A 22,218-nucleotide genomic window follows, 5' to 3' on the forward strand; every position below is an offset into this window, starting at 1 on the left:
CCGGGCGGCCGGCCCACCCCGGCCGCCCGGCCCCTCAGGGGCGCCAGACGTACCGCACGTCGGGTTCGCGCTCCTCGTTGCGCGATCCGTCGGTCTCCTCCGCGGCCGTGAAGCCGTGCCTCTCGTAGAAGCGCCGCGCGGGCCCGTTGACCCGGAACGTCCACAGCTCCAGGCCCCCGGGGCGGCGCCGCTGCGCCAGGCGCACCAGCCGGTCGCCCAGGCCCCGGCCCCGCCACTCGGGGTCCAGGTAGAGCTGGTCCAGCGCGTCGCCGTCCAGGACCAGGAGCCCCACGACCCGCTCGTCCGCGGTGCAGACCCAGCACTCCCGCCCGGGCACCACCACCTGCGCGAACCAGGCGCGTACCGCGTCGTCCCCGTGCGCGCGGCGCACCGTGGGCAGGGCCGCGGCGAAGGAGCGCAGCCACACCCCCGCCATGGCCTCCGCGTCGGCGGCCCCCGCACGCCTCAGCACCACCCCGCCGCTCATACCGCGCTCCGAGCGGTGCCGGGAGCGCCGAGCACGAAGGACAGCCCCTCGGCGGAGCGCAGGCGGGCCACGCCGTCCTCCCGCACGACCGAGCCGCCCCGTTCGCGGGCGGGGCCGGCCAGGGCCGCGGGGTCCCGATCGGCGAGCACGAGTTCCCAGGCGGGCGCGGCGTCCCCGCGCGCGATCGACGCCCCGCGCGGCACCCCGCCCAGGACGCGGGTGTAGAAGTCCGCCGCCCGCTCCGGCTCGGCGCAGGTGAGCAGCATGTTCCGGGGCCGGGTCCACCCCCGGAAGGAGCGTCCCTCCCACAGGGACACCGCCGCGCCCACGGGGTCCACCAGCGTGGCCACGCGCCCCAGGCCGCCCGCGTCGAACGGCTCGACGACCACCCGCGCCCCCGCGGCCTCGGCCGCCGCCGTGCGCCCGTCGGCGTCGTCGACCGCCACGTAGTAGGCGACGTGGGCGGGCAGGCCCGGCGGGTACGGCGGCCGGGACAGGTCGCTCACACCGCCGATCCGCACCCCCTCCGCGTACACCGACGTCGCCCGGCGGGGGTCCTCCCGGGCCACGGCGCACTCCCAGCCGAGCAGGGCCGCGAGGAACCCCGCCGTCGCCCCGACGTCGTGCGTCTTGAGATCCATCCAGCAGAACATCGCGGTCCCGTCCCCTCGGTCGTCCGGACCGTCCTACCGACGGCGGCGGCGCCGGGGCAACCGGTTTTCCGCGGCCCCCGGGACCGCCCGCACGCGGCGTTCGGCGGAGTCCGCCCGGGCGGCGTAGAGTGCGGACCGACCCACATCCGAATGCGGAGAGCGGAGCAGTGACCGGTATCCACACCACACCCGACCCGAGGGCCCTGCGCGACCTGGCCGTGCGGGTGGCGACCGAGGCGGGCGGGCTCGCGGCCGAGGGGCAGGCGGGAGTCACCGTGCTCGACACCAAGTCGAGCCCCACCGACGTCGTCACGAAGATGGACCGGGCCACCGAGGAGCTCATCCGCTCCCGGCTGCTGGCGGTCCGCCCCGACGACGCGATCCTGGGCGAGGAGGGCGGTGAGGCGGGCGGCGACGGCGGCAGCGGGGTGCGCTGGGTGGTCGACCCCATCGACGGCACCGTCAACTACCTGTACGGACAGCCCGACTGGGGCGTGGCCATCGCCGCCGAGGTCGACGGCGTGGTGGTCGCGGCCGCGGTGAACGTGCCGCGGCGCGGCGAGCTGTACGAGGCCGTGCTGGGCGAGGGCTCGCGGTGCAACGGCGAACCGCTCCAGGCCCCGCCGGCGGTCCCCCTGGAACAGGCGCTGGTGGCCACCGGCTTCGGCTACTTCCCCGAGCGCCGCGTGCAGCAGGCACGCGTGCTGGTGGAGGTCGTCCCGCACATCCGCGACATCCGCCGCGGCGGCTCGGCCGCCGTCGACCTCACCGGGCTGGCGGCGGGGCGGGCCAACGCGTTCTACGAGCGCGGACTGAACCCGTGGGACTGGGCCGCGCCCGGCCTGATCGCCTCGGAGGCGGGGATCCGGGTGGGCGGCCTGCACGGCGGCCCGCCCGCCAACGACCTGGTCATCGCGGCGCGCCCGGAGCTGTACGACGCCCTGGACGCCCTGCTGGCGCCGCTGGGCGCCGACCGCGACTGACGGCGAACGCGCGCGGGGGCGCGGCGGAACGGGTGTTCCGCCGCGCCCCCGTCGACCCGACGGGCCGCGTCCCGGTCCGGGGGGATCCGGGCGTCGGCTCAGGCGCAGTCGATGCCGTTGCGAGCCGCGATGCGGTACAGGTCCTCGAGCTCCGACGTGTGGGTGTCGATGAGGAACTCGTCGCCGACGGCCTGCGCCGACTGGAGCGCACCGCGGGTCTCGTTGATACGGACCTTGATCTCCGCGAAGAACTCGCCCATTGCACCTCTTCCAGGGGTAGGACCGGAGGACTCCCGCACTCCGGTCGCGATCGGTGTCGCGCACGTCGCCGTGCGTGCGCAATGTGATGTGGTCACGTCCCTGTGACATGCGAACACGTCGCGGCCCGGCCTCCCGGCCCGGTTCCGCGCGTGCCACTTACGTCTACCGCACTGTGACCCACGTCAAACCACCGGCCCCCGCGCGTGATGTTTCCGTGACCGGACCCGCGGCCGCGGGGTCCTTCCGCAGGATGGAAAAGCCCCTGTGGGCAGGGGTGGAGCCAGGCGTCCCGCGGCGGCCGCCGCGCACGGCCGGGCCGCTCTCCCGGCCGCCCGCGCCACGTGTCCCATGACACATCCGCGGGTAAAGCCCGGGGCTTACTTGTTTCTTATTCTTGATGTGTCAGATTCGAGATGTGCGGGGTTACGTCGCCGTCGGCGGTTGGGGGATTCGCCGACGGCGACGCCCCGCGCACAAAGGGGGTCGCGAGACTCCCGGCCCAGCGCCCGTCCCGGCGCGGGGTGAGGACGAGGTCCGGTTCGCGCCGACGGCGCGGCGGGTTTACCGTCTCCTTACCCCCGCCGTGAGAGAACGGTTGACGCGGCCGGGACCGAGAACGCCGCTGCCGGTGTGTTGGGGGATGCGCCGGCAGCGGCCCCTTTTTCCCAGGTACCGAAGAGGACTTGACGTTGCGTGTACTCGTGGTCGAAGACGAGCGTGTCCTGGCCGACGCCGTCGCGGTGGGCCTGCGCCGCGAGGCCATGGCCGTGGACGTGGTCTATGACGGCGACACCGCCCTGGAGCACACCGCGGTCAACGACTACGACGTGGTCGTCCTGGACCGCGACCTGCCCGGCACCCACGGCGACGACGTCGCCCGCACCCTGGTCGGCGAGAGCTACAACGGGCGCATCCTGATGCTCACCGCCTCCGACACCGTCCAGGCCAAGGTCGAGGGCCTGCGCCTGGGCGCCGACGACTACCTGGCCAAGCCCTTCCACTTCCCCGAGCTGGTGGCCCGCGTGCAGGCGCTGGCCCGGCGCTCCACCCCGCCGCTGCCCCCGGTCCTGGAGCGGCACGGCATCACCCTCGACCCGGCCAACCACCGCGTCCACCGGGAGGGGCGCGAGATCGCCCTGACCCCCAAGGAGTTCGCGGTGCTCCAGGTCCTCATGCGCGCCCAGGGCACCGTGGTCAGCGCCGAGGGCCTGCTGGAGAAGGCCTGGGACGAGAACGCCGACCCCTTCACCAACGTCGTGCGCGTCACCGTCATGACCCTGCGCAAGAAGCTCGGCGCGCCCCCGGTCATCCAGACCGTGCCCGGCGCGGGGTACCGGCTGTGAGACCCTCCGGCCCGGACGGAGGCAGGTCCGTCGGGGCGCGGCCCGCGGGCGCCGACCCCAACGGCGGCGTGGAGCCCACCCGCCCGGGGGACACCGGCACCTGGCGCCGCCTGGGCGCGGCCGACCCGGCCCGTGCGGGGGCCGAGCGCTCGGCCGCCTCCGAGCGGGTCCACCGGTTCGCCGACAACCTCAGCCTGCGCGCCCGGCTCACCCTCATCTACGGGATGCTGTTCTTCGCCGCGGGCTCGGTGCTGGTCCTGGTCAACTACCTGATCGTGGCGGTCCTGCTCAACGCCCTGCTCAGCGAGGACAGCGCGGCCGAGCTGGCGGCGCACGGGTACCTCATCGAGGAGGTCCTCACCCACGTCACCCGGTTCTCGCTGCTCGCGCTGCTCCTGGTGGGGCTGCTCGCGGTGGCCCTGGGGTACGCGGTCGCGGGCCGGGCCCTGTCCCCGTTGCAGAAGATCACCCGCATCGCGCGCCGGCTCTCCGAACGCGACCTGCACGAGCGCATCGCCCTGTCCGGCCCCGACGACGAGATCCGCGAGCTGGCCGACACCTTCGACGGCATGCTCGAACGCCTGGACCGCGCCTTCGACGGCCAGCGCAGGTTCGTCGCCAACGCCTCCCACGAGCTGCGCACGCCCCTGGCGATCAACCGCACCCTGCTGGAGGTGGCGCTCAGCGCCCCGGACGTCTCCCCGGACCTGAAGTCCGTCGGCCGCACCCTGCTGGAGACCAACGCCCGCCACGAGCGCCTCATCGACGGCCTGCTCTTCCTCGCCAAGAGCGACCGCGAGCTGGAGGTGCGCGCCCGCGTCGACCTGGGGGAGGTGGCCGGCACGGTGCTCAGCCAGTTCGCCTCGGAGGTCGCCGACTCCGGGCTGGGGCTGCGCAAGGACCTGCGCCCGGCGGTGGTCGTCGGCGACCCGGTCCTGCTGGAGCGCCTGGTCGCCAACCTGGTGGAGAACGCCCTCAAGTACAACGTCCCCGACGGCGAGATCACCGTCCGCAGCGGCCTGTACGAGGGGCTCCCGGCCGTGCAGGTGGAGAACTCCGGCAAGGTGATCCCCGCCTACGAGATCGAGGGCCTCTTCGAACCGTTCCGCCGCGGCTCGGGCGACCGGGTGGGCTCGGGCCGCAGCGCCGGGCTGGGCCTGTCCATCGTCCGCTCGGTGGTGCGCGCCCACGAGGGCGTGGTCACCGCGTGGCCGCGCTCGGGCGGCGGACTGGTGATCACCGTCTGCCTTCCCGTCCCGTCGGGCGAGACGCCCGAGCGGCGCTGAACCGGGCCCTTTCGACCCGCCGAACATATCGCCCGGGGCCCGGTAAATAGGGCCCAAGCTGCGTCACGCCACGCTTCGTGGTATCTATACGTGTCCGAAGACACGCCCATCCGGGTCACGTGCGCCGACCTCGGGTGGGTATGCTGCCTCGGGCGTGGACACGGAGGGAATCCCTCCTGACGTGGGCATGTCTTCGGTTTTCGCCCGCGGTGAGGGAGTGATCCGCGCTTTGTCCGGGGTGGGCGAAACGGCTTTTCCAGGTCTACGGGACACCCGATACCGGGTAGTACTCCAGGGGAAACCGGCTCGAAAGCGGCGACTCTATCTGGCCGCCTTCGGACACGGTCCCGCAAAAAGTGCTACCGACCTGTGAGCGGTGGCCCGGGAGGGGGCACGGTTCACCGGTGATCGGGAAACTCATCGGCCGAACCGGGCACAACCGAGGTCTCTCAAGCGTTACTACCCGCGCGACGAGGCACTGAACGAGGGGGATGGAGTTAGCAGAGATGGCCACCGACTACGACAGCCCGCGCAAGACTGACGAGGACATCAACGAGGACAGCCTTCAGGAGCTGCAGGCTCGGCGCGTGGACAAGGGCACCGGCACGATCGACATCGACCCCGACGAGGTCGCGGAGGGCATGGAACTGCCCGGTGCCGACCTGTCGGGCGAGGAACTCGCCGTCCGGGTGCTGCCGCGTCAGGCCGACGAGTTCACCTGCTCGCGCTGCTTCCTGGTGCACCACCGCAGCCAGCTCGCCGAGCAGCGGGCCGGGCAGCTGGTCTGCAAGGAATGCGCCTGACAGGTCGGGACGGACGAGGCGCCGTCCCGTCCACGGGCGTCCGGCGCGCCCTCCCCTGACGGGCGCGCACGCACGGGGAGCCGGACCGACGACGGTGGACGGCCGACCGCACGGATCACACGGTGCGGTGGGCCGCCCACCGTCGTCCTTTCCCGGGGGAGGGTCAGGCCTCCAGGACCTCGGGGGCCGTACGCTGCAGGCCCTTGCGGGCGGTGCGCACGGCCAGGACACGGGCCACCTCGACGCCGACGCCGGCGACGACCGCCCAGCCCAGGGCGCGGCCCAGGCTCACGTCCGGGGATTCCAGGTCCGTGGGCGGCTCCTCGCCGGTCGCACGGGTCCACGCGAAGGTCAGCGCCTTGCGCATGACGAACTCGGCCGCGAACCCGGCCACGAAGCCCAACAGGACCGGGGTGACCTCACCGCCGTCCTTCTTAGCCATGAATCGTTCACCGTTCTTGTCGAGTGCACGGGCACGGGCGGAGGACCGCCCGCCACCCCATGGTCTACCGCAACGATCCTTTCACGCGAGCGGCCCCCGCCGGGGGAGCACCCCGGCCCCGGAACGGGATACCCCAGGGGGGTGGCCGGAGCGTGACGCACCAGGGCGTACCGTGCCGTGAAACCAGGAGCGATCACGCTCCGGAGCGCACTACCATTGCCCCATGACCAACCGCTCTCATTCCTTCCGCATGCCCGACAAGCCTTCGCTGGACGGTATCGAGGCGAAGTGGGTCGACGTATGGGATGAGTCCGGCGTCTACCACTTCGACCGCACGGCCGAACGCGAGGACGTCTACTCCATCGACACCCCGCCGCCCACGGTCTCGGGGTCGCTGCACATCGGCCACGTCTTCTCGTACACGCACACCGACACCGTCGCGCGCTTCCAGCGCATGAACGGCAAGGCCGTCTTCTACCCCATGGGCTGGGACGACAACGGCCTGCCCACCGAGCGGCGGGTCCAGAACTACTACGGCGTCCGCTGCGACCCGTCGGTCGCCTACGACCCGGAGTTCGAGCCCCCGGCCAAGCCCGACCCCAAGCGGCAGATCCCCGTCTCCCGCCGCAACTTCATCGAGCTGTGCGACCGGCTCACGGCCGAGGACGAGAAGGTCTTCGAGTCGATCTGGCGGCGCCTGGGCCTGAGCGTCGACTGGCGCCACACCTACGCGACCATCGACGACAACTCCCGGGCCGCCGCCCAGCGCGCCTTCCTGCGCAACCTCGCCCGCGGCGAGGCCTACATGGCCGAGGCGCCCACCCTGTGGGACGTCACCTTCCGCACCGCGGTCGCCCAGGCCGAGCTGGAGGACCGCGAGCGGCCCAGCGCCTACCACAAGGTCGCCTTCCACCGGCCCGACGGCGCCCCGGTCCACATCGAGACCACCCGCCCCGAGCTGCTCGCGGCCTGCGTCGCCCTGGTCGCCCACCCCGACGACGAGCGGTACCAGGACCTCTTCGGCACCACCGTCACCACGCCGGTCTTCGGCGTGGAGGTCCCCGTCAAGGCGCACCGGCTCGCCGACCCCGAGAAGGGGTCCGGCATCGCCATGATCTGCACCTTCGGCGACACCACCGACGTCACCTGGTGGCGCGAGCTCCAGCTGGAGACCCGGCCCGTCATCGGCTGGGACGGGCGCATCCTCGCCGACCCGCCCGCGGGCCTGGAGTCCGGCGCCGCCCGCGAGGCCTACGACCGCCTGGTCGGCGCCACCGTCCACACCGCCCGCGAGCGCGTCGTCGAGATGCTGCGCGAGAGCGGCGACCTGGTCGGCGACCCCAAGCCCATCACCCACCCGGTCAAGTTCTACGAGAAGGGCGACAAGCCCCTCGAGATCGTCACCACCCGCCAGTGGTACATCCGCAACGGCGGCCGCGACGAGGACCTGCGCCGACGGCTCGTCGAGCGGGGCCGTCAGCTCACCTGGCACCCCGAGCACATGCGCTCCCGCTACGAGAACTGGGTCGAGGGCCTCAACGGCGACTGGCTGATCAGCCGCCAGCGCTTCTTCGGCGTCCCCTTCCCGGTCTGGTATCCGCTGGACGCGGACGGCAACCCGCGCTACGACGAGCCCCTCCTGCCCACCGAGCGGCAGCTGCCCGTCGACCCCAGCTCCGAGGCGCCCGCCGGGTACACCGAGGACCAGCGCGGCCGGCCGAACGGGTTCACCGGCGACCCCGACGTGATGGACACCTGGGCCACCTCGTCGCTGTCGCCGCAGATCGCCTCCGGCTGGGAGCGCGACGAGGACCTGTTCCGCCGCGTCTTCCCGATGGACTACCGCCCCCAGGGCCAGGACATCATCCGGACCTGGCTGTTCTCCACGGTCGTGCGCGCCCACTTCGAGAACGACACGCTGCCCTGGCACACCACCGGCATCTCCGGCTGGATCCTGGACCCGGACCGCAAGAAGATGTCCAAGTCCAAGGGCAACGTCGTCACCCCGCTGGCGCTGCTGGAGAAGTACAGCTCCGACGCGGTCCGGTACTGGGCGGCCAGCGGCCGCCTGGGCACCGACACCGCCATGGACGAGGGGCAGATGAAGGTCGGCCGCCGGCTGGCCATCAAGATCCTCAACGCCAGCAAGTTCGTCATGTCCGTCGCGGGCGAGGGCGCGGTCGCCGACCCGGCGAGCGTCACCGAGCCCCTGGACCGCGCGATGCTCGCCACCCTGGCCGAGGTCGTGGAGGACGCCACCGCGGCGTTCACCGCCTACGACCACACCCGGGCCCTGGAGCGCACCGAGCGGTTCTTCTGGGACTTCTGCGACGACTACCTGGAGCTGGTCAAGGCCCGCGCCTACGACACCGGGTCCGCCGAGGGCGCGTCCGCGCGCTCCGCGCTGCTCATCGCCCTGGGCGCCCTGCACAAGCTCTTCGCCCCCTTCGTCCCCTTCGTGGCCGAAGAGGTCTGGAGCTGGTGGCAGGAGGGCTCGCTGCACGCCCAGTCCTGGCCGGACGCCGCCGAGTACCGGGCCGCGGCCGCCGACGGCGACCCCGTCGTCCTGACCGCCACCGCCGAGGTCCTGCGGGCCGTCCGCAAGGCCAAGTCCGAGGCCAAGCTGTCCATGCGGGCCGAGGTCGAGCGGGTCCGGGTCACCGGCAAGCGCGTCGAGGCCGCCCGGGCCGCGGCCGCCGACATCGCCGCCGCCGGCCGGGCCTCCGGGATCGACTTCCAGCCCACCGACGACGCCGAGCTGACCGTCGAGGTCACCCTCCCCGAGACAACCGGGGAGCCCGAGGCGTAACACCCGCTCGCCGGCGCCCCCGCGCCGCTGGGGGTGCCGGGCGGGGCGGTAAGGCCGCGGTTCCGGGCCGTCCGTCGGGGCCCTCCGCCATTCGGCGGGCGGTGACCGTGGTGCGGGACCGAGGGGTCCCGCCGCCGGGGGCGCCGGGCGGGGTGGCGGAGCCGCGGGCCGTCCGTGAGGGCGGTGGCGGCCGGGCCGGGGCTCGGCGGAGGTCGGAAGGACACGGTGTGCGTCGTCGCGGCCGGGGCGGGAACCGCCCCGGCCGCGACGCGTTCCCGGCGGCGGCGGTCCCGCCGGAGCGGGACGGAAGGCGCCCGGGGGCGCCGTCGAACGCCGGGGCAGCGCCCCGGGGGCGATAGGCTCGGCGAATGTGAGTAGCGCATCCCCGGAGGGCGGCCGGATCCCGATCACGGTCCACCGCCTCGACCCCGGCCTTCCCCTGCCCGAGTACGCGCATCCCCAGGATGCGGGAGCCGACCTGTACACCGCCGTGGACGTCGTCCTCGCGCCCGGGGAGCGGGCCACCGTCCCCACCGGCCTGGCCATCGCCCTGCCGGACGGGTACGCGGCCTTCGTGCACCCCCGGTCGGGTCTGGCGGCGCGCTGCGGTCTCACGATCGTCAACGCCCCGGGCACCGTGGACGCCGGGTACCGGGGCGAGATCAAGGTGACCCTGCTCAACACCGACTCCGCGGACCCCGTGAAACTCACCCGGGGCGACCGGATCGCGCAGTTGGTGGTCCAGCGCGTGGAGCGGGCCGTGTTCGTCGAGGCGGACACGCTGCCCGGATCGGCGCGCGGAGCGGGCGGTTTCGGTTCGACCGGGGGCAGCGCCGCACTGCGGTGACGTACGTCCCCGACCCGGTGCGACCCCGGGACCAACGGAGAACGAAGAGGTGAGGGCGTGTTTGGACGCCGCCGCAAGAAGCGGAAAGAAGAGGACGGCAGAGCCGGTGCTCCCCGTCAGGGCGCGGCCGGTGCCGTCTCCTTCGACAACGAGGTGCACCCCGGGGCCGCGGCGGATCCCGGCGGCGAACCCGTCAAGGAGGCCGACCGGTACCGGTCCAACGGGCCGTGGGACGCCGCCGAGGAGGCGCCCGAGCTGAAGCGCATGGACCTGGGCGGGATCCGGGTGCCCCAGGAGCAGGGCACCGAGATCCAGGTCAACGTGGCCCAGGACGCCCAGGGCAAGCAGAAGGCCATCGGCGTGACCCTGGTGCGCGGCAAGAGCGCCGTCCAGGTGCAGGCCTTCGCGGCCCCCAAGTCGTCCGGCCTGTGGGACGAGATGCGCGAGGAGCTGCGCGAGCAGGTCCAGAAGCAGGGCGGCAAGGTCGAGGACCACGACGGCACCTTCGGCCCCGAGCTCAAGGCCCTGGTCCCGGTGCCCGGCCGGACCACCGAGGACGGCCGCCAGCTGGCCCAGCGGGTCCGGTTCATCGGCGTGGACGGGCCGCGCTGGGTGCTGCGCGGTGTGATCCGCGGTGAGGGCGCCGCCAAGCCGGAGGTGATGGCCGAGGTGGAGAAGCTGTTCTCCGACGTCGTCGTGGCGCGCGGCGACCAGCCCGTCCCGCCCGGAGAGCTGCTGCCGATCACCGTGCCCAAGCAGGTCCAGGAGCAGATGGCCAAGGTCGCCCAGGCGCGCGCCGCCCAGCAGGCCCAGGCCCGCCGGGCCAACGGGCAGGGTACGCCGGGGACCACGCCCAACGGGACGCGGCCCGACGCCCCGGGCGCCTCGCCCAACGGCTCCGGACAGGCCTGACGGACACCGCGGAACCGCCCCGGAGCCCCGGCTCCGGGGCGTTCCCGTGTCCGGGGCGGCGCCGCCGTAGGGTGGGGCCATGACGAACGACAGCGCACCCGTGCCCCTGCCGGAGGACTGGACCCGGGCCTTGGCCGTGGTCGCCCACCCCGACGACCTGGAATTCGGCTGCTCCTCGGCGATCGCCCGCTGGACCCGCCAGGGCAAGGAGGTCACCGAACTCATGGTCACCCGCGGGGAGGCGGGCATCGACAGCCTGGCGCCCCGGGAGTGCGCCCCGCTGAGGATGGCCGAGCAGCGCGCCTCGGCGGCCGTGGTGGGGGCCGATGTGGAGTTCCTCGACTTCCCCGACGGCCTGCTGGAGTACGGGCTCCCGCTGCGCCGCGCCCTGGCCGAGGCGATCCGCCGGCACCGGCCCGAGGTGATCGTCTCGATCAACTTCCGCGAGCACTTCGCCGGGGGGAGCGGCTTCAACCACGCCGACCACCGGGTGCTGGGCCCCGCCCTGCTCGACGCCGTCCGCGACGCCGCCAACCGGTGGGTCTTCACCGAGCAGCTCACCGACGGGCTGGAGCCCTGGTCCGGGGTGCGGTTCGTCGCCTTCGGCGCCTCGCCGAGGGCCGCCCACTTCGTCGAACTGGGCGAGGACGACCTGGCGGCCGGGGTGGCCTCCCTGGACGCCCACGAGGTCTACCTCGCCAACCTGGACGGTTTCGACCAGAAGTCGTTCCTACCGCAGGCCGCCGCGATGGCGGGGGAGTGGGCGGGAGTGCCGCTCGCCACCGGGTTCGAGGTGTTCGAGGCCTGAGGCGGGTCCGGCCCGCGCCGTGCGGGCCGGACCGCGTTCACAGGGTGGGGTCGGGCGTCCGCGCCGGCCCGGGGTCCTCGGGGTCGGTGATCCGGCCCAGGAAGAGCGCGGCGGAACCGCGGCGCAGGACGAACGCGAACGGCCGGTCCACGTGGAACTCCCGGGGCCGCTGCGGCATCGCCCCCAGGACCATCATCACGGCGGTCGCCGCGGCCCCCTCCGCGCCGACCTCGTCCACGTTGAGCACCGCCCGGTGGATGATCGCGTCCACCTGGAACGGGTCGCCGGTGATCCCGCTCAGATCGCCGCCGGGGCCGCCCGCGACGGCCGCCAGGCCGGGCAGCAGCGGCAGCAGCTCGAAACCGCTCTCCACCCGGAAGCGCGGCAGGGTGACCTCCACCCGTTCCGGGCGGCGTGCCTCCAGCAGCGCCCGGTACGTTCCGGCGGTCAGCACCGGGGCCGCGACGGCGCCGTCACCGGACAGGACGATGTCCAGGTGCAGCCCGTGGTGCCCGGACAGGGTGAGCATGCGCAGCCCCGCGGCCTCCGCCACCGGGAAGTGCTCCGTCTGTCGCATGGTGGGCACCCGCCGGTCGCCGCCGGGGGTGTGGAACACCCGCTCCGCGGTGTTCTCCGGGTCGAACGGGGAGATCCACACCAGCCGCGCCCACAGGGCGTTGAGCAGCACGGACCGGGTTCCCGCCGTGACGGACCCGGCCGGGAGCAGGTCGGGGATCATCCCCCGGGTGGTCTCGGCGACGGAGGCGTTGATCTCCTGGCGCACCTTCTCCGGCGCGCCGGCGAAGTCCGCGTGGCGCACCGCCGAGGAGGGGCGCTCGGCCAGCGCCGCGGCGAACCCGGGCAGGACGGCCTGCCCGGCCCGCACGTACAGGTCGTTCACCGACACCAGCTCCAGCGGCGGGACCTCCTGTCCGGGAGGGGTCCACCCGTCCGGCGGGCCTTCGCCGGGGGCCTCGGCCGACACCGCCGCGTCCAGGGCGGCGGTGTGCGTTCCCAGGGAGCCGCCGGCCCCCGCCAGCAGGCGGGTCAGCGCCGCGAGCACCTCCCCGGAGGCCCCGGCGGCGAGCAGGGAGAGCGCCGTGGCCGCCGAGTGCGGGGACCACACGTGCGAGGCGGCCGGTTCGGCCAGGGAGTCCTCCAGGGACAGCGCGAAACGGAGGTGGTCGGGGTCGAGCTCTGGTGTCATGGCGGGCCTTCTCGTGGGGAGGGACGGGATCGGGCGGCGGGCGGGGTCAGGCGGCGGGTCCGGGGTCGACGGGGTCGGTGACCCGGCCCATGAAGAGGATCGAGGCGCCGCGGCGCAGGGCGAACACGAAGGGCCGGTCCACGGTGAACTCCACCGGCCGGGAGGGCAGGCCCGCGCGCATCATGATCACGCCGGTGGCGGCGGCCCCCTCGGCGCCCTTCTCGTCCACGCGCAGCACGGCCTGGTGCAGGATCTCGCTCACCGCCAGCGGCTCGGGGCTGATGGCGTCGAACCGCGCCCGGCCGCCGACCATCTCCTCCACGCCCAGCCGCGTCAGGGGGCCCAGCAGGGACACGCTGGTGCGCACGGTGAACCGGGGCAGGGCCAGCTTCGTCATCGTCGGGGCCTGGGCCCGGTACAGGGCGGACAGCAGCTCCGGGGCCAGCGGCGGCGGTGTGGGGGCGGCGGTGTCGGGCAGCAGCACGTCCAGGTACAGGCCGTGCCCCCCGGCGAGGCTGACCAGGCTCCACCCGTGCGCGCGGGCCAGCGGCAGCCTGGCGGTGCGGTGCATGGTGGCCACCGGTCTGCTCCCGCCCGGCGCCCGGAACGGCACGGGCTTGGTACGGGAGGGCTTGAACGACTCCTGCCAGACCATCTTCACCCACAGGGCGTTGACCAGCAGCAGGCGGACGTCGGGGGGCGGCAGCCCCGGTGGCAGCAGCTGGTCGATGAGGCCGCGGGTCACCTGGGCGACCCGGCCGTTGATGTACCGGCGCACCCCCTCGGTGTCGCCCCGGAAGTCGACGTTGGCGATCTCCGCGCCGCCCCGGGCGCGCACGTGGTCCACGAACGTCCGGCGCAGCGGTAGGTCCCGGGGGACGTACAGGCCGTTGAGCACGGCCAGGTCCAGGCCCGGCTCGGGGGCCACCGAGGAGTCCAGGTCGAGCAGCTGCCCGGCGAAGTCGCGGCCGATCAGGGAGACGATCTGGGCCAGGGTCCGGTGGGACGAACCCGAGGCCAGCAGGGCCAGGACGGTGCCGACCGAGTGGGGCGACCACACGTGGGAGGTGCCGGGATGGATCAGTTCCCGGTCCATGGCGGCGGCGAACTCCAGGTGGTCCCTCCGGGGGAGGGGGATGGGCGACATCGGGCTCCTCGGATCGGTGGTTCTCCGGGGCCAGCGTACGGAGTGCCGACGCCGCAGGCCAGGGCCGCCCGTCCGGGCCGGGCGGAGGGGCCGTCCCCCGGCCGGTGAGAAATCGGTGAGAAGCCCCGCGGACCAACCGCCGCTCACACGGACGAACCGGCCGATAGCCGCCCGGCCGGGGCCGGGGGAGCGGACGGGCGTCGCGTAGTCTGGGGCATCATGACCGTGCGTCCCCCGCCCGGGGACGGTACCGACGACGCGGAGCGGACCGGGAGCAGATGACTGAGCAGCAGCGCGCCGATGGGGACACCGGACGGGAGCCCGAGGAGCAGCGGCCCCCGGCGGTGACCGAGGAGACGGTCGAGGCGCTGGTCCGCTCCCAGCTGGCCAAGGCGCTGGGCGGCAAGCGGGGGATGGTCGAGGCGGCCGTCCCGACCCTGACCTTCACCGTCTCCTACATCATCGGCTCGGACCTGCGCCTGTCGATCGGCCTGGGAGTGGTCGCGGCCCTGCTGCTGGGCGTGCTGCGGCTGGTCCAGCGCTCCTCGGTGCAGTACGTCGTCACCAGCCTGTTCGGCATCGGCATCGCCGCGGTCTTCGCGATGCGCAGCGGCAACGCCGCCGACGCCTTCCTGCCCGGCATCATCTACAACGCCGTCTACGCGCTGGTGCTGAGCCTGTCGGTGCTGGTGCGCTGGCCCGCCATCGGCCTGATGATCGGCCCGTTCATCGGGCACAAGGAGGACTTCACCTCCTGGCGCGAGAACCCCGCGGTGGTCTCGCTGGCGTCCAAGCTCACCTGGCTGCTGGTCCTGCCCTGCGTCCTGCGCGTGGTCGTGCAGTACCCCCTGTGGGCGGCCGCCACCTACGGCGGGGCGAACACGTTCGCGGCGCTGGGCCTGTCCAAGGTCGCCATGGGCTGGCCGCTCCAGGTCGCGGCGTTCGCCGCGATGGTGTGGGTGCTCGCCCGCGGCCGCACCCCGCTGTCCGGGCGGCCCGCCGACCGGGACTGACCGGGCCGGGTCGACACGGGCACGGGCCCTGGCCGACACGGGCACAGGGGCGCGCCCGGCGGGCGCGCCCCGGCTCAGGTCCCGGACCCCTCGCCCGCCGGGTCCAGGAGCTCCTCCAGCGGTCCCAGCGAATCGGGCTCGGCCAGGAACACCACGGTGTCGCCCACCGACAGCACCCGCTCGGGCTCGGGCGCGCGCACCCCGCCCGGGCCCACCACCGCGACCAGCGCCACGCCCTCGGGCAGCACCGCGGCCAGCTCGCTCTCGGACCGCCCCGCGAACGGGCTGCGCGCGTGCAGCACCGACTCGGCGATCTCCGCGCCCGGCAGCGGCGGCAGGGCGTCCTCGTCGAAGGACTCCTCCTGCGGGTCGTCCTCCACCAGGTCCGCGATCAGCCGCGGCGGCGACACCGCCAGGTCCACCCCCCACGAGTCGTTGAACAGCCACTCGTTGACGGGGTCGTTGATCCGGGCGATCACCCGGCCCACCCCGAACTCGGTCTTGGCCAGCAGGGACACGACCAGGTTCACCTTGTCGTCGCTGCTGGCCGCGACCACCACGTCGAAGTCGCCCAGCCGGGCGTCCTCCAGTGTGGACAGCTCGCAGGCGTCCGCCAGCAGCCACTCCACCTGCGGCAGGTCGTCCACCCCGATCGCCCGGGTGTCCCGGTCGATGAGCAGGACGTCGTGCCCGTTGCCCGCCAGCTCCGTGGCGATGGAGCGCCCCACGCTCCCGGCACCCGCGATCGCGACGCGCATCGCTACACCTCCCCGTCGCCGTGCAGCCGCGCTGCCAGGCCGTCCAGGTCCCGGGTGTCGGCCACGGCGTGCAGCACGTCGCCCTCCTCCAGGACCACCTCCGCGCCGGCCAGTACGATCCGTCCGCTGCGGGCCAGGTACACCACCCGCAGAGGCGCCCTCCGCTCCACCTCGGCGACCGGCCGCCCCGCCCACCCGTCGGGCAGGGCGACCTCGGTCATCGCCAGCGTCCCCGAGGCGTCCTGCCACTCCGGGCCCGCGGTCAGGCGGTCGTCCCCCGGCACCATCCGGCGCAGGATCGCGTCCGCCGTCCACCGCACCGTCGCCACGGTGGGGATGCCCAGCCGCTGGTACACCTCCGCGCGGCGCGGGTCGTAGATCCGCGCCACCACGTGCTCCACCCCGAACGTCTCGCGCGCCACCCGGGCCGCGATGATGTTGGAGTTGTCCCCGTTGCTCACCGCGGCGAACGCCCGGGCCCGGTCGATACCGGCGGCCAACAGCACCTCCCGGTCGTGCCCGAGCCCCCGGACCGCGTGCTTGGCGGTGTCCCCGCGCAGTCTCCGGAACGCCTCGGGGTCCTGGTCGATCACCGCCACCGTGTGCCCCAGGTCCACCAGTGTGTGCGCCAGCGTGGACCCCACGCGGCCGCACCCCATGATCACGATGTGCACCTCGCCCGCACTCCCGTCGAAACAGCGCCTCCCGGGCCCGGGGGTCGCCCGTGCCCTCTCAGTGACACCTTGGCACATCGGGCCACCGTCCCGTGCGCTCGGGCCGACACCGGCGGGGCCGGCCGGGCCCCGCGCGCCCGGCGTGACCGGATCCGGCCCGCGGTGGCGGTAGATTGGGGCGGTCGGTGGCCGTGCGCGCAGGTCACCCGCGGGACGTGCGCCGACGCGCACCCCGGGGCGCCCCGCAGCGCTCCGCCTCAGCCCCCTCCCGCGACGGGCGACGCCCCGTGGACGCAGCCGCACCACATCCGCGATCCCCGGAGGAACTCCGCCATGACCCGTGCCGGTACCGAGTTCGAGCTGACCGTCGACGACGTCGCCCACGGCGGGTGGTGCGTGGGCCGGCACAACGGGCAGGTGGTGTTCGTCCGCCACGCCCTGCCCGGCGAGCGGGTGCGGGTGCGGGTCACCGAACGCACCAGCAACCTGCTGCGCGCCGAGGCGGTCGAGGTCCTCACCGCCTCCCCCGACCGCGTCGAGGCCCCCTGCCGGTTCGCCGGCCCGGGTGCCTGCGGCGGCTGCGACTGGCAGCACGCCACCCCCGGGGCCCAGCGCCTGCTCAAGGCCCGGGTGGTCGCCGACCAGCTGCGCCGGATCGCCGGGATCGACCGCGAGGTCGTCGTCGAGGAGCTGCCCGGCACCCCCGACAACCTGGGCTGGCGCACCCGGGTGCGGTTCGCGGTGGACGCCGACGGCGTCCCCGGCCTGCGCCGCCACCGCTCCCACGACATCGAGCCGGTGGACCGCTGCCTCATCGCCCACCCCGGCGTCACCGAGCTGGGCGTCACCGAGCTGCCCTGGCCGGGTGTGCGCGAGGTCGAGGCCGTGGCCGCCGCCGAGCGCGCCGACCGGGCGGTCGTGGTCACCCCCACCGGGGCCAAGCTGGGAACCCTGCCCGAGCTGAAGGCGTCCAGCGCCGTGCTGCGCCGCTTCAAGGGCGGGCGCGTCCAGCAGGTGCGCGGCCGCCGCGGGGTGCGCGAGATCGTCGGCGAACGCGAGTTCCGGGTGGGCGCGGGCGGCTTCTGGCAGGTCCACCCGGCCGCCGCCCGGGTGTTCACCGAGGCGATCCTGGCCGCGCTGGCCCCCAAGCCGGGGGAGACCGCGCTGGACCTGTACTGCGGCGCCGGGCTGTTCACCGCCGCCCTGGCCGAGGCCGTCGGCCCCGAGGGGCGCGCCCTGGGCGTGGAGAGCGGCGCCGAGTCGGTGCGCGACGCCCGGTACAACCTGCGCGACCTGGAGCAGGCGCGCATCGAGCAGCACGACGTGGCCGCGCAGATGCGCGAGTGGGCCGACGTGCGCGCCGACGTGGTCGCCCTGGACCCGCCCCGCGCGGGGGCCGGCGCCGAGGTGGTCCGCTCCATCGCCGGGACCCGGCCGCGGGCGGTGGCCTACCTGTCGTGCGACCCGGCCACCCTGGCCCGCGACCTCGCCGAGTTCGACCGGTCCGGGTACCGGCTGGTCGACCTCCGGGCCTTCGACGCCTTCCCGATGACCCACCACGTCGAGTGCCTGGCGGTGCTGGAGCCGGTCAACCCGGCCCGCCGCCACCGCGAGGCCCGCGAGCAGTGACCGCGGCCGGGGGCGGGACCGCGCGGTCCCGCCCCCGGACGTTCCGGCGCGGGCGCCGGAGGACGGGTGTCACAGGTCGGCGCACTGCCCCGAGGCGGAGCCGGCGACCGCGTTGTCCGCCCCGAAGTCCCCGACCGCCGGGGTGTTCCCCGAGCAGGACAGGGAGCCGCGGACCTCGTTGCCCGCCAGGACCGGGCCGTAGCCCTCCGCGCCGCCGGTCCAGGTGTCGGACGGGACCTGGGTGTTGCCGGTGAGCGACACCGAGCCCGTCAGCACGGAGCCCAGGACGGCCACCTCGTTCGAGGTGCGTGTGACGGACACCGAACCGCGCACCTCCGTGCCGGTGAGCCGCACGGTGTGCGCCCCCGAGGAGGCCAGCCCGCCGCGCAGGGTGCCGCCGGAGACCACCAGAGAGGCGCCCGAGGCGACGGTGACCCGGCCCCGCACGTCGGCGCCGTCGAGGCAGACCACGCCCTCCTCGACCCGCAGGCCGCCGGTGACGGTGCCGGTCACCGTTTCGGTGCACTCCAGGTCGGCGCCGGGCACGACGGTGGCCCGGAAGGACTCCGGCTCACCGATGTTCCCGGCCGCGTCGATCGCCCGGTGCTCCACCTCGTGCGTGCCCCAGCCGGGCTCGTGGCCGTCCACCTCGAACACCGCCATGGACAGGCCGCCGCTGCCCAGGCTGCCGTAGACCAGGTCGTCGACGTTGGTGCCGTCGGGGGTGAACAGGAACGGCGCCCGCGAGTCCGAGGGCCAGCCGTAGTAGTGGTGCCAGCCGTCGCCGTCCACGCGGAACTCGCCGACCACGTGCCCCTCGACGTCGTCCTGGGGGGACAGGCGCATGGAGAACTCGTTGAAGTACAGGTGGTGCTCCTGCCCCGGCACCCGGGCCGCGGGGGCGGACAGCTCGCGCGGCGCGGTCGGGTCGGCGGCGTCCACCGTCCAGGTGAGGGTCTCGGAGTCCCCTCCGGGGTCGGCCGGGTCGGTGACCGTCGCCGACAGCACCCGGGTCCCCGGCGCCGGGTCGAGCGCGCCCAGGTCCAGGGTGCGGCCGTCGGCCGAGGTGGACACGGGCTCGCCGTCCAGCGTCCAGGACACCTGCGGTACCCGGTCGGTGGGGTGGGTGGTCTCCACGTACACGACCTCGTCGGCGCCGACGGCGCGTCCGGTGTCGCGGAACCGGGTGAAGTCGGCGCCGGGGTCGTCGGGCTCCAGGGCCTCGCCGACCGTCCACTCCAGGGTCCGCGTCATCGCGGAGGAGGCGCGGATCTCGGGGTCGCGCACGAACTCCGTGGGGTCCTGGATCCGCAGGCCGACCTCGGCCCCGGCGGGCAGGTCGAGCCCGGCCAGCTCCAGGGCGCGCGCCCCGGCGGCCTCCTCCAGCTCCTCGCCGTCGACCGACCAGGTGTACTCCAGCTCGTGGTACGCGGGGTGCGGGCCCTCGGCCCACAGCACGTCCTGCGGGCCGACCTCGCCCTCGGGGGTGGACGTCACCGGCAGGGTCCGCTGGTCGCGCAGCCCGGAGATGCGGTGCGTCATCACCTCCCGGCCGACCTGGTCGAAGTAGTAGCCCAGGGTCTTGAGCATCGAATGGCGGCTGGGCCGCCACACGCCCTCGGAGTAGTACAGGCCGCCCTCGTTGCCGCCGGGGTCGGCGGCCCCGATCACGCCCCCGGACTCGCTCTCCTCGCCGAGCCAGCGCCACCACTTGGCCTCGGCCGCGGTCATCTCCTCGGCGGTCATCAGCGTGTGGTGCACCGAGGAGGGCTCGCGGCCGGGGTAGCGGCCCAGGCTGGTGTCGCGGAAGTAGTACGGGTACTCGTCCTGGAGCTGTCCCAGCGAATGCGCCAGCTCGTGCGGGCTGATCAGCGCCGAGAGCGCGTTGCCCGAGGACGCGGTGGCGGTGCGCCCGCCGCGTCCGCCGTAGGTGGTGCTGTTGGCCAGCGCCAGGATCTGCCGGTTGTCCGCGGTGACCCCGGGCACGAGGTCGGCGGCGGTGTTCGCCGCGGCCTCGTCCACGGTGAGCAGGCGCTCCAGCGAGGTGTCGTCGCAGCCGTTGAAGAAGCCCATGCCCAGGGCGGTGTCGCGGGTCCCGCCGTCCAGTGCGGGGTCGCAGTCGACGCCGGACTCGGCCGAGGGCGTCTCCACGGCGTAGACGTTGAAGTAGTTGCGGTAGGAGCGGAACGGCTCGATGCTCCACTGGACGTTCAGGTGCGCGGCCAGCTGCTCGCGGAACAGGGGCATCTCCTCCGCGGTGTAGCCGTCGCCGAGGATGACGAGGTTGAACCGTTCGGAGGGGTCGCCGGTCACCTGGATCGGGACGACGGTGCCGTCCTCGGCGAGCGGGGAGGCCTGGGCGGGGGCGGGGACCGCGATCGCCGCGGCCAGCAGGGGGAGTACGGCGAGTCGGGCGGCTCGGGCCGCCGGGGTACTGCGCAAGGGGAGGGCCCTTCCGGGTCGGGGGAGCGGGGGTGCCCGGCAGCGTACTGACGTCCGCACCGGCCGATCCAGAGGTAGGACCATAGGTGGTTCGATAACCCCACGACCCCGGCGGGGTCGGGGGGTAGTCTCGGCGGCGAGAGGGAGGACGCACATGACCGGACGGATGCGGGTCCCCGGACCCGACCACCCCATCACCATCGAGCCCACCGGCGCGCGCGTGGTCGCGCGGGTCGGCGGCCGGGTCGTCGCCGACACCGCGGCCGCGCTGACGCTGAGGGAGGCCTCCTACCCGCCGGTGCAGTACATCCCGCTGGCCGACGTGGACCCCGCGCTGCTGAGCCCCACCCCGACCACCACCTACTGCCCCTATAAGGGCACCGCCACCTACCGCACCCTCACGGTCGACGGGGTGGAGCTGGCCGACGCCCTGTGGGTCTACGAGGAGCCCTACCCGGCGGTCGCGCGGATCGCCGGCCACGCCGCCTTCTACCCGGACAAGGTCGACGTCACCGTCGGGGACCGATCCGGCGGGGACTGATCCGGGCACCCGGACGGCGGGTTGCCCCGCCGTCCGGGTGCCGAGGGTGGGCCGGGTGTCAGGGGCGGCGCGGGGACGGGGCGCGCAGCACCGCCAGGCCCAGCACCAGGACGGCCAGGCCGGTCCAGGAGGCCGGGGCCAGGCGCTCGTGCAGCACCAGGACGCCCAGCAGCGCCGCCACCGCCGGCTCTGCCAGGGTCAGCGTGGTGGCCACCACCGCCGGGGTGTGCCGCAGCCCCTGCCCGAACAGCCGGTAGGCGAGGAACACGGTGAACACCGCCAGGTACAGGGCGACCGCCGCGCCGCTCCCGGTGGCCAGCCAGCCCGCGCCCAGGGCGGCGACCACCGGCAGCGCCAGCAGCCCGCCGCCCAGGAACAGGGCGCCCATCACCGCGGACGACCCGTGGCCGCGCCGGATGAGGCGTTCGGCGATGAGGGCGTACGCGGAGTAGGAGAACCCGGCCGCCAGCGCGGCGAGCACGCCCAGCGGGCGCACCGGGTCGGCGCCCCCGCCCTCCGAGCCCAGGACCAGCACCGCGCAGCCGGCCACGGCCGCGGCGGTGGCGACGGTCCAGCGCGGGTCGGGCCGCCGCCGGTCGGCCCACCAGGCGAGCAGCCCGGAGAACACCGGCGAGGAGCCCAGGGTGATCACGGTGGCGACCGCCACCCCGGCCTCGGACACGGCCGGGTAGAACGTCAGCGGGTATCCGGCCACCGCCACCGCGCCCAGGGCCAGCGTGCGGCGGGTGGACCGGTCTCCGCCGGCGATGAGCGCCCAGGCGCCCCGGCCGGTCAGGAACAGCAGGAACCCGCCCAGGACGAGCCCGGCTGAGCCCACCGCGGCGGCGGGCGCGTGGGAGGCGCCCAGGGTGGCGGCGGTACCGGTGGTGCCCCACAGGACGGCCGCGGCCAGGATCGGCAGCGGGCCCCGGAGCAGGGTGAGGGCGGGGGTCGGTGAAGAAAGATCGTGCGACACGGTCGTGTTTCTCTCCGTCATCGTGCGTCTGGGGACGTCCGGTGCGGGCGCACGACGGCGGCCGACCGCGGTGCGGTCGGGACTCGCTCAGCTCGGGAGTGCGGTGCGCCCGGTCAGGCGCACGGGGGTGGCAGCACGACGTGCCAGTGCGTGTTCTTCACGGGGGGCAGCCTAGTACACCTCCGGTCATCGGACTC

General features: G+C 74.4%; 21 protein-coding genes. 11 read left to right on the forward strand and 10 right to left on the reverse strand.

Translation table 11 applies throughout. The annotated features are described in order from the left end of the window. Nucleotides 1-34: 34 nt before the first annotated feature. Together K1J57_RS20365 and K1J57_RS20370 are read right to left on the reverse strand one after the other, a co-directional pair. Nucleotides 35-487: a GNAT family N-acetyltransferase gene (locus K1J57_RS20365; protein WP_220560169.1), complete on the reverse strand. Its 453-nt coding sequence runs from the start codon at nucleotides 485-487 to the stop codon at nucleotides 35-37. Further along, complete coding sequence (locus K1J57_RS20370; protein ID WP_220560170.1) at nucleotides 484-1,128, reverse strand: VOC family protein; 645 nt, start codon at nucleotides 1,126-1,128, stop codon at nucleotides 484-486. Before K1J57_RS20370 ends, K1J57_RS20365 begins: the two co-directional genes overlap by 4 nt. A 179-nt stretch (nucleotides 1,129-1,307) precedes the next feature. Between K1J57_RS20370 and K1J57_RS20375 the strand changes: the two genes are divergently transcribed. After that, nucleotides 1,308-2,123, forward strand: a complete 816-nt coding sequence (locus tag K1J57_RS20375; protein ID WP_220560171.1) for an inositol monophosphatase family protein — start codon at nucleotides 1,308-1,310, stop codon at nucleotides 2,121-2,123. A 98-nt stretch (nucleotides 2,124-2,221) separates the two neighbouring features. Here the strand turns inward: K1J57_RS20375 and K1J57_RS20380 are convergent, their stop codons facing one another. Further along, nucleotides 2,222-2,383 carry a hypothetical protein gene (locus K1J57_RS20380; protein ID WP_220560172.1) on the reverse strand — a complete coding sequence of 54 codons (162 nt, stop codon included), beginning with the start codon at nucleotides 2,381-2,383 and terminating at the stop codon, nucleotides 2,222-2,224. Between the two features lie 690 nt (nucleotides 2,384-3,073). Between K1J57_RS20380 and K1J57_RS20385 the strand changes: the two genes are divergently transcribed. From K1J57_RS20385 to K1J57_RS20395, 3 genes are all read left to right on the forward strand, one after another. Beyond that, nucleotides 3,074-3,727 (forward strand): response regulator transcription factor, encoded by a 654-nt coding sequence (locus K1J57_RS20385; protein WP_220565670.1) that lies wholly within the window; start codon nucleotides 3,074-3,076, stop codon nucleotides 3,725-3,727. Nucleotides 3,728-3,795: 68 nt separating this feature from the next. Continuing rightward, a complete protein-coding gene (locus K1J57_RS20390) occupies nucleotides 3,796-5,013 on the forward strand; it encodes a cell wall metabolism sensor histidine kinase WalK (protein ID WP_220565671.1) in 1,218 nt (405 codons plus the stop codon). Between the two features lie 506 nt (nucleotides 5,014-5,519). Continuing rightward, on the forward strand, nucleotides 5,520-5,816 hold the full coding sequence (locus K1J57_RS20395) for a DUF4193 domain-containing protein (protein WP_220565672.1): 297 nt from the start codon (nucleotides 5,520-5,522) through the stop codon (nucleotides 5,814-5,816). Nucleotides 5,817-5,979: 163 nt separating this feature from the next. Here the strand turns inward: K1J57_RS20395 and K1J57_RS20400 are convergent, their stop codons facing one another. After that, nucleotides 5,980-6,258 carry a DUF4235 domain-containing protein gene (locus tag K1J57_RS20400; RefSeq protein ID WP_220560173.1) on the reverse strand — a complete coding sequence of 93 codons (279 nt, stop codon included), beginning with the start codon at nucleotides 6,256-6,258 and terminating at the stop codon, nucleotides 5,980-5,982. A gap of 223 nt (nucleotides 6,259-6,481) precedes the next feature. On the opposite strand from K1J57_RS20400, the gene valS reads away from it, so the two are divergent. The 4 genes from valS (at nucleotide 6,482) to K1J57_RS20420 (ending at nucleotide 11,634) form a co-directional block, all read left to right on the forward strand. Beyond that, the gene (gene valS / locus K1J57_RS20405; RefSeq protein ID WP_220560174.1) at nucleotides 6,482-9,067 is read left to right on the forward strand and encodes a valine--tRNA ligase; all 2,586 of its coding nucleotides are present in this window, start codon (nucleotides 6,482-6,484) and stop codon (nucleotides 9,065-9,067) included. Nucleotides 9,068-9,437: 370 nt separating this feature from the next. After that, nucleotides 9,438-9,914 carry a dUTP diphosphatase gene (gene dut, locus K1J57_RS20410; RefSeq protein WP_220560175.1) on the forward strand — a complete coding sequence of 159 codons (477 nt, stop codon included), beginning with the start codon at nucleotides 9,438-9,440 and terminating at the stop codon, nucleotides 9,912-9,914. Between the two features lie 57 nt (nucleotides 9,915-9,971). After that, the gene (locus K1J57_RS20415; protein ID WP_220560176.1) at nucleotides 9,972-10,826 is read left to right on the forward strand and encodes a DUF3710 domain-containing protein; all 855 of its coding nucleotides are present in this window, start codon (nucleotides 9,972-9,974) and stop codon (nucleotides 10,824-10,826) included. Between the two features lie 79 nt (nucleotides 10,827-10,905). Next, a complete protein-coding gene (locus K1J57_RS20420; protein ID WP_220560177.1) occupies nucleotides 10,906-11,634 on the forward strand; it encodes a PIG-L deacetylase family protein in 729 nt (242 codons plus the stop codon). A gap of 37 nt (nucleotides 11,635-11,671) precedes the next feature. Here K1J57_RS20420 and K1J57_RS20425 read toward each other — a convergent pair whose 3' ends face one another. Together K1J57_RS20425 and K1J57_RS20430 are read right to left on the reverse strand one after the other, a co-directional pair. Beyond that, nucleotides 11,672-12,841, reverse strand: coding sequence for a serpin family protein (locus K1J57_RS20425; RefSeq protein ID WP_220560178.1), 1,170 nt, complete (start codon nucleotides 12,839-12,841; stop codon nucleotides 11,672-11,674). Between the two features lie 46 nt (nucleotides 12,842-12,887). Further along, entirely contained in the window at nucleotides 12,888-13,988 is a 1,101-nt protein-coding gene (locus K1J57_RS20430) for a serpin family protein (protein ID WP_255646445.1), read from the reverse strand. Nucleotides 13,989-14,266: 278 nt separating this feature from the next. On the opposite strand from K1J57_RS20430, the gene K1J57_RS20435 reads away from it, so the two are divergent. Then, entirely contained in the window at nucleotides 14,267-15,001 is a 735-nt protein-coding gene (locus K1J57_RS20435) for a DUF3159 domain-containing protein (RefSeq protein WP_220560179.1), read from the forward strand. Between the two features lie 74 nt (nucleotides 15,002-15,075). Here the strand turns inward: K1J57_RS20435 and K1J57_RS20440 are convergent, their stop codons facing one another. Together K1J57_RS20440 and K1J57_RS20445 are read right to left on the reverse strand one after the other, a co-directional pair. Then, entirely contained in the window at nucleotides 15,076-15,759 is a 684-nt protein-coding gene (locus K1J57_RS20440; protein ID WP_220560180.1) for a TrkA family potassium uptake protein, read from the reverse strand. Between the two features lie 2 nt (nucleotides 15,760-15,761). Further along, nucleotides 15,762-16,433, reverse strand: a complete 672-nt coding sequence (locus K1J57_RS20445) for a TrkA family potassium uptake protein (RefSeq protein WP_220560181.1) — start codon at nucleotides 16,431-16,433, stop codon at nucleotides 15,762-15,764. Nucleotides 16,434-16,766: 333 nt separating this feature from the next. Here K1J57_RS20445 and K1J57_RS20450 point away from each other — a divergent pair, with 333 nt between their 5' ends. Continuing rightward, the gene (locus K1J57_RS20450) at nucleotides 16,767-18,062 is read left to right on the forward strand and encodes a class I SAM-dependent RNA methyltransferase (protein WP_220560183.1); all 1,296 of its coding nucleotides are present in this window, start codon (nucleotides 16,767-16,769) and stop codon (nucleotides 18,060-18,062) included. Between the two features lie 69 nt (nucleotides 18,063-18,131). Here the strand turns inward: K1J57_RS20450 and K1J57_RS20455 are convergent, their stop codons facing one another. Beyond that, the gene (locus tag K1J57_RS20455) at nucleotides 18,132-20,504 is read right to left on the reverse strand and encodes a M64 family metallopeptidase (RefSeq protein ID WP_255646446.1); all 2,373 of its coding nucleotides are present in this window, start codon (nucleotides 20,502-20,504) and stop codon (nucleotides 18,132-18,134) included. Nucleotides 20,505-20,658: 154 nt separating this feature from the next. On the opposite strand from K1J57_RS20455, the gene K1J57_RS20460 reads away from it, so the two are divergent. Continuing rightward, the gene (locus K1J57_RS20460) at nucleotides 20,659-21,045 is read left to right on the forward strand and encodes a DUF427 domain-containing protein (protein WP_220560186.1); all 387 of its coding nucleotides are present in this window, start codon (nucleotides 20,659-20,661) and stop codon (nucleotides 21,043-21,045) included. 58 nt (nucleotides 21,046-21,103) lie between these two features. Here the strand turns inward: K1J57_RS20460 and K1J57_RS20465 are convergent, their stop codons facing one another. Next, a complete protein-coding gene (locus K1J57_RS20465) occupies nucleotides 21,104-22,042 on the reverse strand; it encodes a DMT family transporter (RefSeq protein WP_220560187.1) in 939 nt (312 codons plus the stop codon). Nucleotides 22,043-22,218: the final 176 nt, after the last annotated feature.

The sequence above is a fragment of the Nocardiopsis sp. MT53 genome (genome assembly GCF_019598965.1).
Taxonomy (GTDB): domain Bacteria; phylum Actinomycetota; class Actinomycetes; order Streptosporangiales; family Streptosporangiaceae; genus Nocardiopsis; species Nocardiopsis changdeensis.